Origin of the sequence: Skermania sp. ID1734 (assembly GCF_007489285.1) — a bacterium.
GTDB lineage: Bacteria > Actinomycetota > Actinomycetes > Mycobacteriales > Mycobacteriaceae > ID1734.
Genome location: NZ_VLIY01000015.1, coordinates 121,718 through 134,473, shown reverse-complemented (window position 1 = coordinate 134,473; position 12,756 = coordinate 121,718). Strand labels below are relative to the sequence as shown.

Genomic DNA, 12,756 nt, shown 5'->3' with positions numbered 1-12,756 from the left:
CTGTCGCACAACGGTTTACACGGATCGATGGGACGTGTCGGTGCGTGCGGCGACAACGCCGCCATGGAATCGTTTTTCGCCCTTCTGCAACGCAACGTGCTCGACCGGCAGCGCTGGTCAACTCGAGCCGAACTTCGCCTGGCGATCGTGTCCTGGATCGAGCGGACCTACCACCGACGCCGTAGGCAACGCGCGCTGGGCAGGCTCACCCCGATAGAGTTCGAACTGCTCCACACAGCAGTCGCAACCGCGGCCTGAAATTCACACCCCGCGAGCCAACTGAACTCGGGGCAGTCCCGACGGCGGGTCAGTGATGGTGCGGGTGGCACGCCATGCGGTAGTCGTGGATGGCGCTGTGTGCGGATTTGAAATCCATCAACTCTTGCTGATGACTCGCCCGGTAGGACTGCCACTCGGCTTTGCGTTGATCCTTGGGCAGCGAGCGAATCTTGGCCAACTCCGACACCATGTCCGGGTGAGTGGCTAGGAACGAGGCCACCTTGGGACCACTGTCGGCGATCGCAGCCAAGCGCGCCTGCGGGGTGCACTGGACAGCCGGCGCCGGGTCCGCCGACGCGATGCCCATCCCTGCTGCTCCGACGACAATCCCCGCCGTCAGCGTGGCGACAACCAGTCCCTTACGGACACCAACACGACTCATCGCGAGCTCCTTCATCGTGGCCGGTGATTGGATGCGTTCAATCCTGCCCGAGAAGGCTGTGAAATAACTGAAATATTGCTAGTGCCAACAGTTCTGCAACAGAATGCAAAGGTTTGAAAGCTGGAGCGTGCCCGGCTCGTCTCTCGCCAGTTGCGATCGGGCAGGATCACAACATTCCCAGTACAGCGCACTCCGACGGTTTTCGAAAGGAGTGCCGGCGCGATGATCGTGGTGGAACCGGCGAACGACATCAGGAGGTATTGCGTTGCCCGATTACTCTCATCATTCCGGGACCCGGCCGCACGCGTGGCGCGAGGATCTCACCGGCGGTGACGATTCCCTGTTCTCGGGCCGCGAACACCTGGACCCGGCCGTCGAATACCGGACCCTCACCTACGAGGTGACCGGCCGCATCGCACGCATCACCTTCAATCGCCCCGAGCGCGGCAACGCGATCACGGCGGACACCCCGGTCGAGCTGGCCGCGGCCGTCGAGCGCGCCGATCTCGATCCCCGCGTGCACGTCATGGTGGTCTCGGGCCGCGGCAAGGGATTCTGCGGCGGCTACGACCTGTCGATCTTCGCCGAAAACGCCGACAGCCCGGACGCCTCCGACACGCCGACCACGGGGACGGTGCTGGACCCGATGGTGCAGGCCCGCAACCACAATCCGTGGGGCACCTGGGACCCGATGATCGACTATCAGATGATGAGCCGGTTCAATCGCGGGTTCGCGAGCCTGCTGTACGCCAACAAACCGACCGTGGCCAAGCTGCACGGATTCGCCGTGGCCGGTGGCACCGATATCGCGCTGTATGCCGACCAGATCATCTGCGCCGACGACACCAAGATCGGCTATCCGCCCACCCGCGTATGGGGAATTCCAGCCGCAGGCATGTGGGCGCACCGCGTCGGCGACCAGCGCGCGAAACGAATGCTCTTCACCGGCGACTGCATCACCGGCGAGCAGGCTGCCGACTGGGGACTTGCCATCGAGGCACCGCCGATCAGTGAACTCGATGCACGCACGGAAGCGTTGCTGGACAAGATTTCCCGGGTGCCGATCAATCAGCTCATCATGGCCAAGCTGGCGCTCAACAGCGCACTGCTGGCCCAGGGCGTCGCCAACTCCACGATGGTGAGTACGGTTTTCGACGGAATCTCCCGGCATACCAGAGAGGGCTACGCATTCCAGTTGCGCTCGGCCACAGTCGGATTCCGCGAAGCCGTGCGCGAACGCGACGAGCCCTTCGGCGACTGGAAACGTGCTCAGTTCGGCCCAGCACCCAGCCCGCAGGACCCGCCGCGCTGAACGTCAATCGGTGTGCGGCAGGCGCTCGGCGGGGATAACTCCGAACCGCCCGGCCTGGTAGTCCTCGAACGCCTCGTAAAGCTCTGCGCGGGTATTCATCACGAACGGCCCATAGTGCGCGACGGGTTCGCGAATAGGCCTACCGCCCAACAGTAAGACCTCGAGGTTCGGTTCCGGTGCTGCTGCGGCAGGGCCGGCCTGCAGCGTCATAGCGTCACCGGAACCGAACAGCGCGAGTTGCCCCTTGCGGATCGGCCGCTGTTCAGCGCCAACTGTCCCCTGCCCGGCAAGGACATAAGCCAGACCATTGAATTCTGGATTCCACGGCACCTGCAGCTGCGCATGCGGGCTAATCGTGGCGTGCACCAACGAGATCGGGGTGAAGGTGCTGCCCGGGCCGTCGTGGCCGGCGATGTCTCCGGCAATCACGCGCAGCAACGCGCCGCCGTCCTCCGAGGCCAACAAGGTGGCTTCGCGAGCCCGGATGTCCTGATACTTCGGCGGATTGAACTTGTACTCGCGCGGCAGATTGACCCACAACTGAACGCCATGGAACAGCCCACCGCTCATCACCAGCTTCTCCGGCGGCTTCTCGATGTGCAGTATTCCGCTGCCCGCCGTCATCCATTGCGTGTCCCCGTTGGTGATCACGCCGCCCCCGCCGTGCGAATCCTGATGCTCGAAGACGCCATCGATCATGTAGGTGACGGTTTCGAACCCGCGATGGGGATGCCACGCCGTGCCCTTGGGCTCGCCGGGCGCATATTCGACTTCCCCCATCTGATCCATGTGCACGAACGGGTCGAGGGCTGCCAGCGAGAGCCCGGCAAAAGCACGCCGGACCGGGAAACCCTCGCCCTCGTAGCCGGTTGGCGCGGTGGTCACCGATACCACCTTGCGCTGCGTGCTGTCCGCAGGAACGGACACCCGCGGCAGGGTCAGCGTGTCTGCTGTGACGGCCGGCATGTCATCCTCCATTTAGTTGAAAGTTAAATGATATGCTAGCCTCAACAGCACGGGATGGCACTACATTCCCCGGTCCTATTCCGACTTCGAATGCGGCAAGAACGGGCGGTGCACGTTCTCCTCGGTGGATGCTCCTGGCTGCCACTCCGCGATCCAGGGACCAGTGCCTTCGCTCTGGTCGAGGATGCCGGTCTCCATCCAGTTGTACTGACCGTCGAGCAGTCCCTTAGCGATCTTGCTGTCGCGATCGTCGGTGTTCTGCCACAGCTCCCCGAATAGGTTCTCCACCCGCAGCGTCGCTTGCTCGCAGAACGCCTCGGCCAACTCATAGGCCGCCGCGCCCTTGGTCGCGTCCTCTTCGCGCTGGCTCTGTGCCCGCACGATCACAGCCGACATCGCGAACAGTTCGGCGCCGATGTCCACGATCCGGCCCAGGAAGCCCTGACGGTATTCGAGCTTGGCCTGCCAACGGGCCATGCCATAGAGCATGGAGCGCGCCAGCTTTCGCGAACTGCGCTCGATGAAGCGTAAATGCGTTGCCAACGGACCGAATTCGCTATACGAGGTAGGCAACTGGCCCTTGCCCGCGACGAGTTGCGGCGCCCATTTCGCATAGAAGCCGCTCGCCTTGACCGCCGCCTTGGCCTTGTCGGCGACCGGCGCCTTCGGGTTGACCAGGTCCCCGGCCGCGACGACGTGCGCATCGGACGCTTCGCGCGCGACCAGCAGCCGCATGATCTCGCTCGAGCCCTCGAAGATGCGGTTGATGCGCAGATCGCGCAGCACCTGCTCGGCCGGTACCGCACGCTCACCGCGCGCCTGCAGCGATTCCGCCGTCTCGTATCCGCGCCCGCCGCGAATCTGGACCAGTTCGTCGGCAATGGTCCAGGCCATCTCGCTGGCCCACAGTTTGGCCAGTGCGGCCTCGATCCGGATGTCGTTGCGACCTTCGTCGGCCATCTGACCGGAGAGGTCCAGGACCGCCTCGAGGGCGTAGTTGGTGGCCGCAATGAACGAGAGCTTGCTGGCGACGGCTGCATGCTTACCAACCGGGCGACCCCATTGCACGCGCTCGCTGGACCATTCGCGCCCGATCTTCTGCGCCCATTTACCCGCAGCCGAGCACATCGCGGGAATGGCCAGCCGGCCGGCGTTGAGGGTCGTCAGGGCGATCTTGAGGCCGTCGCCCTCCTTGCCGATCAAGTTCTCCTTGGGCACCCGCACGTTGTACATGCGGGTGACGCCGTTCTCGATGCCGCGCAAGCCCATGAACCGATTCCGCCGTTCCACCGTGATGCCCGGCGAGTCGGCCTCGACCACGAACGCCGAGATGCCGCCGCGGTGCCCTTCGCTCTTCGGCACGCGCGCCATGACCACGAGTAGTTCGGCGACCACACCGTTGGTGGTCCACAGCTTGACGCCGTTCAATTCATAGGCCGCTCCGCCCTCGATCGGTACGGCAGTGCTCGCCATACGCGCCGGATCCGAACCGACGTCGGGTTCGGTGAGCAGGAATGCCGTGATGGCCCCCTTAGCGCAGCGCGGGAGGAATTCCGCCTTCTGCTCCGGGGTGCCGGCCAGTTTGAGCGGTTCCGGAACGCCGATCGACTGGTGCGCGGACATCAGCGCACCCAGCGAAGCGTGGACCGAGCCGATCAGCGCCAAAGCCTTGTTGTACGCGACCTGAGTCAGGCCCACGCCGCCGTATTCCTCGGGGATCTTCAAACCGAAACAACCCAGCTCGGCGAATCCCTTCACGTATTCGTCTGGAATCCGCTCCTCGCGCTCGATCACCTGGCCATCGACGGTCGCGCAGTAGTCGGCGAGCCGCGCCAGGAAGCGCTCGGTCTTCTCGGTTTGTTCTGCAGTGGGCTTCGGGTACGGGTGAATCAGGTCCAGTCGGAAGCGGCCGAGAAACAGTTCCTTGCAGAACGACGGTTTGTCCCATCCGTCGAGGCGAGACTCCTCGACCAGCGCCCTCGACTGTTCTTCCGTTGCGTCCACTTTCTGCGACGAGACCATCTCAGCTCCTTTTGCAAAGCGCGATCACTGGGTCAACTCCAGTGTTCTCCTCGAATAGGCCTGCCGGTGGAAAACGAAACATAAGTTACTGATCGGTATGCGGATTACCGCAAAGCCAGACTCAACAGCCCGCCGAGTACCGCCGTCCCCACGAACAGCCAGGCGACATAGTCGCCCACGTGGCCGGAGTGCAGCCTCTCCACCGACCGCACCGGAATCTCGATCCAGCGCGCAGCTTTGGACAGCACCGTGGGCAGCGTCTGCGCCCAAATTGCCGCGCAGGCCATGGCTGCGGCGACGAGCGCCGAAACGACACCGAGCACGACCCCGGAAACCGTCCAGTGCGCGGCCGCTTCGTTGGCCGTTCGCATGGTGGACGTTCCGGACAGGGCTCGAGCCAGGTACTGACTCGTGGCCACGAAGTTGTGGCCGGCCGCGGACATGCCAGTCACCACGCCCGGCACCACACCCATCGCCAGGGCGGCGGCGATCAGGAAGGCGATGACCGCTTTGATGCTGGCCGGAACAGCCGACATCCGGCCGGTGTCGGGTTTCTCGTCACCACTCGTGGCCGGCTCCGATGATTCATCCGGCGTGGGACCCCAGCCGAAGAAGACGCGCATTCCAGCGCGCAGGACCGCCGCGCCCGTCGCAGCGGACACCGCGACGTAAAGCCATGGCCCCCAGCGATATCCGCCGACGGCGACCGCCTCCTCGGCCAACGCCTTACCCAGCGATCCGCCGAACGGCGGCAAACCTGCCAGCCCGAACGCGGCGACGAAATACAGCGCGACGAGCAACCGCTCACCGTGCCAGCGGCCGTGCAACTCGACTTCATCCACGCTTCGATAGCGGTCCAGCATCACACCGACGATCAAAAACAGCGCCGCCTTCACCCCGGCGTGCCCGGCGACATAGAGCGCTGCAGCGGCCGTCCCGTCGCTGTCGAGCATCGCGATGCTCAGCAGGAACAGCCCGACATGCGCGATGGTCGAGTACGCGAGGAGTCGCTTGAGATGCCGTTGCAGCAGACACATCACCGCTCCCACCACCGCGGTGACCACACCCAGCAGGAGAAACAATCGGCGGACGTCGGCATGCGGAATAGTGCCGGCGAAGACGGTCCAGAACACCCGCGCCGCGCCGTACAGACCGAGTTCCACCATCACACCCGAAAACAGCACGCATACCGCCGCCGGTGCGACGGCGTGGGCGTCCGCGAGCCAAAAATGGAACGGCACGACCGCCCCTTTGACCAGCAACCCCGTCAGGATCAGCGCGAAGGCGCCGACGATCAATGCGTCGGCGGGTTTGCCGGACAACGCGAAACCCAACTGCGGCAAGCCCAGTTGCCCTACTCGCGCATAGATGATGGCGATCCCGGCGAGGGACAAGTACGCACCGAGCGAGTTGATCACGCCGAAGTTGAGCGCACCCTGCACCGCGGACTTGTCTTCGACCTTGTAGCCGGTCAGTGCGTAGGCGACCGCGCCCATGAGTTCGAAGAAGACGAACATGTCGAACAGGTCGCCGGACAGCACGAAGCCTTCCATCCCCGCGAGAAACAACAACATGAGCGCATGGAAGTGGTTGCCGGCATGGGCGTATCCGCGATGGCAGTACACGAGCGCGCAGGTCATCAGGACCGCGACAAGGACGGCTAGCCCGGCGGCGAGTTCGTCGACGATCAGCGCGATCCCCACGCTGAAATCTGCCTTGGGCCGCCAGTTCCCGATCCAGTTGACCACCCACCCCGTGCGGTGCGTGGTCGACCACACCACGACCCCTGCGGCGGTAACGCCCGCGGCGGTAGCCGTCGCGATCGCATTCGCCAGCCCCGCAGGCATCCACCGCGCGGCCGCCAGCAGCAGGCACGCGACGGCCATCGGACACGCCACGATGACGGGAAGAAGTTGGGCCGCAACGTCGACCGACATGACTCAGCCCTCGAGCGCCGACAACTCGTCGGGATCGACTGTGCCATGACGTCGGTCGATCTGGATCGACAAAGCCAACAGCAATGCGGTAACCGTCGCCGAAACGACGATGTCGGTGAGGGTCATCGCCTGCACCAGCGGATCCACGACGTCGGTGGAAGGCGGACCGTTGCCGAAAACCGGTGCGCTGGCGTTGCGCTGATAGCCGACCGCGATCAGCAGCACGTAGGTACCTGCCTGGATCACCGACAGACACACCACGGCGTGGACGAGGTTGCGGCTGCGGACTATTCCGAACCCGCCGGCCAGAAACAGCCATCCGGCAACCAGATACGCGTAGACACTCAATCGCTTGCTCCTTCCCCCGCGGACCCGGTGATCCATTGGTCGAGAAACGTAGCCAGTAACACCATTGCGCCACAGGCCACTTCGAAGCCGACGGCGACGTTGAGAACCGGCACGGTACCGGCGGAAAACAATTGCCCGAAGGTGCCCTGCGGCACGACGTTGACCAAGAAGGCACCCGAGACGATCAGTCCCGCAACACCCACCAGCGCGAACGACAACGCGCCCAGCGCCTCGCCGATATGCAACGCCGGCATCGGCCGTAACCGCTCCAGCGCGGGGTAATCGCCGCCCACATACAACAGGTGTAAGCCGGTACCGAGAACCACACCGCCTTGGAAGCCACCGCCTGGTGTGAGATGGCCGTGGACGACCAGGTCCAGTCCGATCATCAACGTCACCGGCAACAGCACATAACCGACCAGCTTGGTGGCCTGCAATGGCTGCGCGACAACATTTTCCGGCGGCGGAACGCGCTGCGACCCGCTACGCAACAGCGCAACCGCCCCGACGACGGAACCGAGCAGAATTGTCTCTTCGCCGAGGGTGTCCAGGGCGCGCTGGTCGAAGTTCACCGACGACACGACGTTGGCTGTTTGATGACCGACGGCGGCCGCGACCGCCGCATCGCGGTAGGGGTGCACGAGTCCACCGAACGAGGGCATGCCAAAAACGGCCACCGCATAAACAATGGCGAACCCGACAGCGCCGGCGAGAAAGACCAGAAGTCGGGTTCGGCGCGTCATTTGCTCTCGTCCTCCGTCGACTCTCGTTGCTCCCTGCGCATGATGCGAATGGCCAGCATCACCATGAGAGGAACCACAGCAGCCCCAACCGCGAGTTGAGACAGCGCCACATCCGGGGCTTGCAGCACCACGAAAAGCACCGTCAACGCCACCCCGAAAACGGAGAGTGAGACAGCCTGCCGTTCAGGATCCCAGGTCAGCACCACCGCGGTGCCCGCGATCGCGACGAGGGTCAGCGCCACGACAATCAGCGCGGTCATCGCGGTGACTCCGTCTTCGCCTCATCGTGCCGCTGCGCGGTCATGCGCGCGGTGGCGGCTTCGAGCGCAGGACCGGTGAGCATGAGCAGCACGGCGATCAGCGCGACGGTCCCAGAGGTGAGCCCCCAGCCATTGGCGACGATCAGGGCGGCGGCGATCAGCGGCGTCGCGAGCGAGGTCATCGGCGTCAGAAAATGCAAACGCATGTAGGTGGGGCGGGCGATGACCGCTCCGACGCCGGAGAAGACAACGACGGCCACGCCGGCGTACTCGAGAACTGCGGCAATGGTTTCTCGCATGCTCATGCCGAGCCGGGTAGTGCGCTCATGAGCGGCGGGCCAGGAGTCGGGTGAACACCAGCGTCCCGGCGAAGGACATCAGCACCATCACCACCGGAACAATGAGGTATGACGGCTGCGAGAGTCCCTGCGACAACAGCATCAGTGTCAAAACCGTTACCACACCGGATATTTCGAGTCCGACCAGTCGGTCCTCGGGCGCTCCCCGACTGCTCAGCCATAAGGCCGTACCGAAACCGGCGGCGAGCAAAATGAGTGCACCGAGCAGCCAATTGTTCATCGTCGGACCCTTCGCTCGAGATGTGGCCAGCCACTGACCAGTACATGGATCAGCAGACCCGACTGTTTGGTGCGGTCGACCACCAGACTGCCGGGCGTGGACGAGATCGCCAATGTGGCAAGCGCTTCCCTGCTCGGCGCGGTGGCGTTGACGTCGGCGGGAAGCTCGAGGGTCGAGAGGTCCTTGTGCTCACGAAGCCGGCGCGGTGAACGAATCGTCAGCGCCGCCAGCCGGAGTGTGTCCAGAATGATTGCCGCCGCGACCGGTGCAAGCCAGTGGATCCACGACGCCCGTGGGCGCCAGGTGGCCCGTACCGCCCTTCGACCGGCCCGTGCGGCGAATGCACATGGGACGGCGCATGCTGCGGCGCTGATCACCTCGGGCCACGACACGGACGAAAGCGTCAGAATCCATACGAGCACTGCGACTGCCCACCAGGACAGCAACTCGCCGATGGCTCCCACGTCTTCGATCGTGCCCGAACACAGCCGTGGGAAGTAGCAAAACCTACCCGAACGAGTGTGCCGTGTCGGATCAGGTGGGTTCTGGATGCGACACTGACCACATGGCACCGGCTGACGACGATCTTGTTTCCGACGTTTCCGACACTGCGCGCTGGGTTGCGGTCTACCGCGCCATCGAGTCAGCCCGCCCGGACGCCCTGTTTCACGATCGGCTCGCCGACCGACTTGCCGGTGAGCGTGGTAAAGCGATCCTGGCCGCAGCGCCGAGACAGATGCGCAATGGCTGGTGGTTGGTGACCCGCACCAAGCTGATCGACGACATCATTGCCGAGGCGATTGCCGCCGGTTGTGATCGCGTGATCAACATCGCCGCGGGACTGGATTCGCGCCCGTATCGGCTGGACGTGCCCGCCGAGTTGACCTGGATCGAGGCCGACCTGCCGGGATTGATCGCTGACAAAGAGCGCCTTCTCGCCGACGAAACTCCGCAGTGTCGGCTGCGGCGGTATTCCGTCGATATGCGCGATCCGAACGCTCGCAAGGCTTTTATCGACGAGGCGCTGGCCGGTGCATCGAAAGCGTTCGTGCTGACCGAAGGACTCGTGACCTACCTCGACGACGACGAGGTTGCCGACCTGTCGCAAGCCTTCACCCGGCCCGAGATCGCTTGGTGGACTGTGGACTTTTCCTCGGAAGGAATCCGCAAACAAACGGCCAAATCAGCCGACACCCTCTTGGCGAACGCGCCGTTCAAATTCGCGCCGCAGAATGGCGTGGCCTTTTTCGAGGACCTCGGGTGGCAGGTCGTCGACCTGGAGCCGTTGTTGCCGGCTGGCCGACGGTTCCGTCGAATCCCAAAGTGGATGCGCCTATTCGCGGCACTGCCGCAACCAGACCCGCGCAACGTCGGCAACGCTCCGTGGAGCGCGGTGGTGCGGTTGACGAGGAAACCCCAGTAGGGGCGATCTATGCCCGGGCCTCGTTAGGTCAGTAGGCCGCATCTACGCCCAGGCCTGCGTCAGTAGGCCGAATCGACGTTGTCGATGGAGCCGTACCGGTTCGCCGCATAGTTGCAGGCCGCGACGATGTTGGCGACCGGGTCGTAGATGTTCCACGCGGTGCCGTCGATGTGGAAGGCGGCGAAGGTGGGGTCGATGACCTGCAGCAGGCCCTTGGACGGGATGCCGGCGGCGGCGTTGGAGTCGTAGAGGTTGATGGCCTGCGGGTTGCCGGTCGACTCGCGCATGACGTTGCGCATGATGCCGTCGTAGCTGGCCGGGATGTTGTGGGCGTGCAGGATGTCCAGCGCCTGGCGGATCCAGCCGTCGAGGTTGTCCGGGTAGACCGGCGCGGGCGGCGGAACCGGGGCCGGCGCGGGTACCGCCTTCGCGACAGCCTGCACAACCGGCGGGGCGCTCGGTGCGGCGCTAACTGCCGGCGGGGCCACCTTTTGGACGTACGCGGCGGGCTCAACCGGGTTGGTGCCGGCGGCACCGGTGCAGGCGATGGTCGCCACGCTCGCCAGCGCCAGACTTGCGGCACCCGCGGCGTAGGCGGCAGACACATGAGTCCTCGGGCGACGTTGCGCAAGGAGTTTCCGGGCACGCGAAAGAGACGTTGCTGTCACAGACATGGGAGTTCGGGTTCCTAATCGGCTTTTGGCCGCAGTCGATCGCCGACAAGCGCGCTGGACATCGACGTCGAGTGCTGGTCGACGCGCCCGCCGATGCCTTTCAGTGCTGTCGTTTCAGTGGCGGCGTGTGCTGTTGTCGGGTGGCTAGTCGGACGCTAAGAACGGGAACTCGTGTCCCCGCCGGCACGACGCGGCCCGGCCGATCGCCAGCGCGGCAATCGACTGGTAACTCACGTCAGGGTGTGCGCGGCGGCGTTTCCGCCACGGCGGCGGCACACCCGAGCGTTGGCTATGCGGTCAGGAATCGCACAGCAGGCAACACTCCTGTCGGCTTCCAGACTGGCGGCCTGGACCTCAAAGGTCACAAAATCATTGCGACAGGTCACAGAATGATTGCGGAAAGTAAACGTGAGATGAACAGAAGTTGGCCAGCTAGAGTTGCGCTAGCTATTGCAAGCGCACACGGACGTGCCTAAATGCGTCTACCTGCGGGTTTGCGGTAAACGGCAGGTGACACACTTCACACGAGTTTTTACGAGTTGGGTTGATCGATTCGTTATAAACCGGCGTCTAAGGGATGGCGCCGCCCGGCTCAGCCGAACGGACCGGCACATAGACCGGTCCGTTCAGTTCGCTATTTCGTGAGAATCGGCGCCTGGTGCTGGACTCCGTCCCTGTGCGTGATTTTCCACCGCGGGCGGTGGAAAATCACGCACAGGGGGGCGAGACCGCGCAAAGATCAGCTGTCGGACTGGCGCATGTCTCGCACCGCGTCCTTGATTCGGTCGAAGACCGCGAGCGGCGGTCCGACGAGCAGGTTTGCGGTGGCCGACTCGCCGCCCTGGGGGTGCGGCCGGGTCGGCGCGACGGCTTCGGCGGCCCGGACGATGCCGGCCATGCGTCGCAGTTCGTCTGCTGAACGCTGGTCGCGCATTTTGGCGAACTCGTCCTGCTCTTCGTGGGTGGCGTGATCGACGACCGCGTCGGCGAGTTTGGCGAATTTGTCGTCGAATCCGGGCGCGTCTACACCCATGTCGTATAACTCGGCGAGCACGTGCTTGGCTTCGTCCTCTTCGTGGAGGCGCTCGTCGACGACCTGGTCACCGGCATTCGCGCGGGCGCTCGGATGCACAATTTCTTCCTCGGCCGTTTCATGCATGGCGAGCAGCCGAACGAGTTCTTGAAACTTGTCGCGCTTCTGTGTGCCCGCGGCCGATTTCACTTGTCCAAAAAGGTCTTTAATCTGCTGATGCTGATCCAGTAGTAGGTCCAAAACGTCCTGATCTTGGCTCGTTGTCACAGTTGAACTCCCTCCGTCTGGTCATGCATGCGGGTTCATACCCAGTCCAGGCCGAACAATTCGCCGCACCGCACTGATAGGGTTTGACATTCCCCACGTAGCGACGGAATGGGAGCCGTGACGATGGCAGCGAGAAAGCGATGACCCAGGCGGCGTCACCTCGTCCCGGTTTCCTCGCCTATCTCGGCTACTGCGCCGGCCGTCGACTTCCCAAATCGATGACCGGTTGGGTGCGAAACGATTTGGCTGGCCGCGGCGCTGCCGCACGGATGGTCACGCGCGCCGCCGTCCCGTGCATCATTTTGCTCATACCGCTGGCACTTGTGCCCGCGTCGCTGGACGTGCGCGCCACCATGACGCTGCCGATCTTGATCCCGTACATCTATTTTTCCATCGCGCTGAACAAGGTCTACCGCCGTCACAGACTCGCACAGCACGGGCTCAATCCCGACCTCGTCGAGGAAATTCCACGCCAGCGCGAAGCCGCACGGCGTCGCGAGTACGAGGAACGGCACGGCCCGCGGCACTGAC

General features: G+C 64.2%; 16 protein-coding genes. 4 read left to right on the top strand and 12 right to left on the bottom strand.

What is annotated here, in order from left to right; translation table 11 throughout:
• On the top strand, window positions 1-258 hold a 258-nt coding region (locus FOS14_RS18770; RefSeq protein ID WP_143768172.1), incomplete at its 5' end, for an integrase core domain-containing protein.
• A 49-nt stretch (window positions 259-307) separates the two neighbouring features.
• On the opposite strand, the gene FOS14_RS18765 is transcribed toward FOS14_RS18770, so the two are convergent.
• Window positions 308-661, bottom strand: coding sequence for a hemophore-related protein (locus FOS14_RS18765; RefSeq protein WP_185981831.1), 354 nt, complete (start codon window positions 659-661; stop codon window positions 308-310).
• A 265-nt stretch (window positions 662-926) separates the two neighbouring features.
• Between FOS14_RS18765 and FOS14_RS18760 the strand changes: the two genes are divergently transcribed.
• Window positions 927-1,973 (top strand): crotonase/enoyl-CoA hydratase family protein, encoded by a 1,047-nt coding sequence (locus FOS14_RS18760; RefSeq protein WP_143772345.1) that lies wholly within the window; start codon window positions 927-929, stop codon window positions 1,971-1,973.
• 3 nt (window positions 1,974-1,976) lie between these two features.
• Here the strand turns inward: FOS14_RS18760 and FOS14_RS18755 are convergent, their stop codons facing one another.
• From FOS14_RS18755 to FOS14_RS18715, 9 genes are all read right to left on the bottom strand, one after another.
• Complete coding sequence (locus FOS14_RS18755) at window positions 1,977-2,939, bottom strand: pirin family protein (protein ID WP_143772343.1); 963 nt, start codon at window positions 2,937-2,939, stop codon at window positions 1,977-1,979.
• Window positions 2,940-3,014: 75 nt separating this feature from the next.
• The gene (locus FOS14_RS18750) at window positions 3,015-4,961 is read right to left on the bottom strand and encodes an acyl-CoA dehydrogenase family protein (protein ID WP_143772342.1); all 1,947 of its coding nucleotides are present in this window, start codon (window positions 4,959-4,961) and stop codon (window positions 3,015-3,017) included.
• Window positions 4,962-5,065: 104 nt separating this feature from the next.
• Window positions 5,066-6,898, bottom strand: a complete 1,833-nt coding sequence (locus tag FOS14_RS18745; RefSeq protein ID WP_143772340.1) for a complex I subunit 5 family protein — start codon at window positions 6,896-6,898, stop codon at window positions 5,066-5,068.
• 3 nt (window positions 6,899-6,901) lie between these two features.
• Window positions 6,902-7,246 (bottom strand): sodium:proton antiporter, encoded by a 345-nt coding sequence (locus tag FOS14_RS18740; RefSeq protein ID WP_143772338.1) that lies wholly within the window; start codon window positions 7,244-7,246, stop codon window positions 6,902-6,904.
• On the bottom strand, window positions 7,243-7,989 hold the full coding sequence (locus FOS14_RS18735; RefSeq protein ID WP_143772337.1) for an MnhB domain-containing protein: 747 nt from the start codon (window positions 7,987-7,989) through the stop codon (window positions 7,243-7,245). The genes FOS14_RS18740 and FOS14_RS18735 overlap by 4 nt, the downstream gene beginning before the upstream one ends.
• Window positions 7,986-8,249, bottom strand: a complete 264-nt coding sequence (locus tag FOS14_RS18730) for a DUF4040 domain-containing protein (protein WP_143772335.1) — start codon at window positions 8,247-8,249, stop codon at window positions 7,986-7,988. Before FOS14_RS18730 ends, FOS14_RS18735 begins: the two co-directional genes overlap by 4 nt.
• Window positions 8,246-8,554, bottom strand: coding sequence for a monovalent cation/H(+) antiporter subunit G (locus tag FOS14_RS18725; protein WP_143772334.1), 309 nt, complete (start codon window positions 8,552-8,554; stop codon window positions 8,246-8,248). Before FOS14_RS18725 ends, FOS14_RS18730 begins: the two co-directional genes overlap by 4 nt.
• 19 nt (window positions 8,555-8,573) lie before the next feature.
• Window positions 8,574-8,828 (bottom strand): monovalent cation/H+ antiporter complex subunit F, encoded by a 255-nt coding sequence (locus FOS14_RS18720; RefSeq protein ID WP_143772332.1) that lies wholly within the window; start codon window positions 8,826-8,828, stop codon window positions 8,574-8,576.
• The gene (locus tag FOS14_RS18715) at window positions 8,825-9,292 is read right to left on the bottom strand and encodes a Na+/H+ antiporter subunit E (protein ID WP_185981830.1); all 468 of its coding nucleotides are present in this window, start codon (window positions 9,290-9,292) and stop codon (window positions 8,825-8,827) included. The genes FOS14_RS18720 and FOS14_RS18715 overlap by 4 nt, the downstream gene beginning before the upstream one ends.
• A gap of 101 nt (window positions 9,293-9,393) precedes the next feature.
• On the opposite strand from FOS14_RS18715, the gene FOS14_RS18710 reads away from it, so the two are divergent.
• On the top strand, window positions 9,394-10,251 hold the full coding sequence (locus tag FOS14_RS18710; protein WP_143772330.1) for an SAM-dependent methyltransferase: 858 nt from the start codon (window positions 9,394-9,396) through the stop codon (window positions 10,249-10,251).
• A gap of 59 nt (window positions 10,252-10,310) precedes the next feature.
• Here FOS14_RS18710 and FOS14_RS18705 read toward each other — a convergent pair whose 3' ends face one another.
• Together FOS14_RS18705 and FOS14_RS18700 are read right to left on the bottom strand one after the other, a co-directional pair.
• A complete protein-coding gene (locus FOS14_RS18705) occupies window positions 10,311-10,925 on the bottom strand; it encodes a transglycosylase SLT domain-containing protein (protein WP_185981829.1) in 615 nt (204 codons plus the stop codon).
• Window positions 10,926-11,664: 739 nt separating this feature from the next.
• On the bottom strand, window positions 11,665-12,225 hold the full coding sequence (locus FOS14_RS18700) for a hemerythrin domain-containing protein (RefSeq protein WP_143772328.1): 561 nt from the start codon (window positions 12,223-12,225) through the stop codon (window positions 11,665-11,667).
• Between the two features lie 140 nt (window positions 12,226-12,365).
• Here FOS14_RS18700 and FOS14_RS18695 point away from each other — a divergent pair, with 140 nt between their 5' ends.
• Window positions 12,366-12,755 carry a DUF5313 family protein gene (locus tag FOS14_RS18695; RefSeq protein WP_143772327.1) on the top strand — a complete coding sequence of 130 codons (390 nt, stop codon included), beginning with the start codon at window positions 12,366-12,368 and terminating at the stop codon, window positions 12,753-12,755.
• Window position 12,756: the final 1 nt, after the last annotated feature.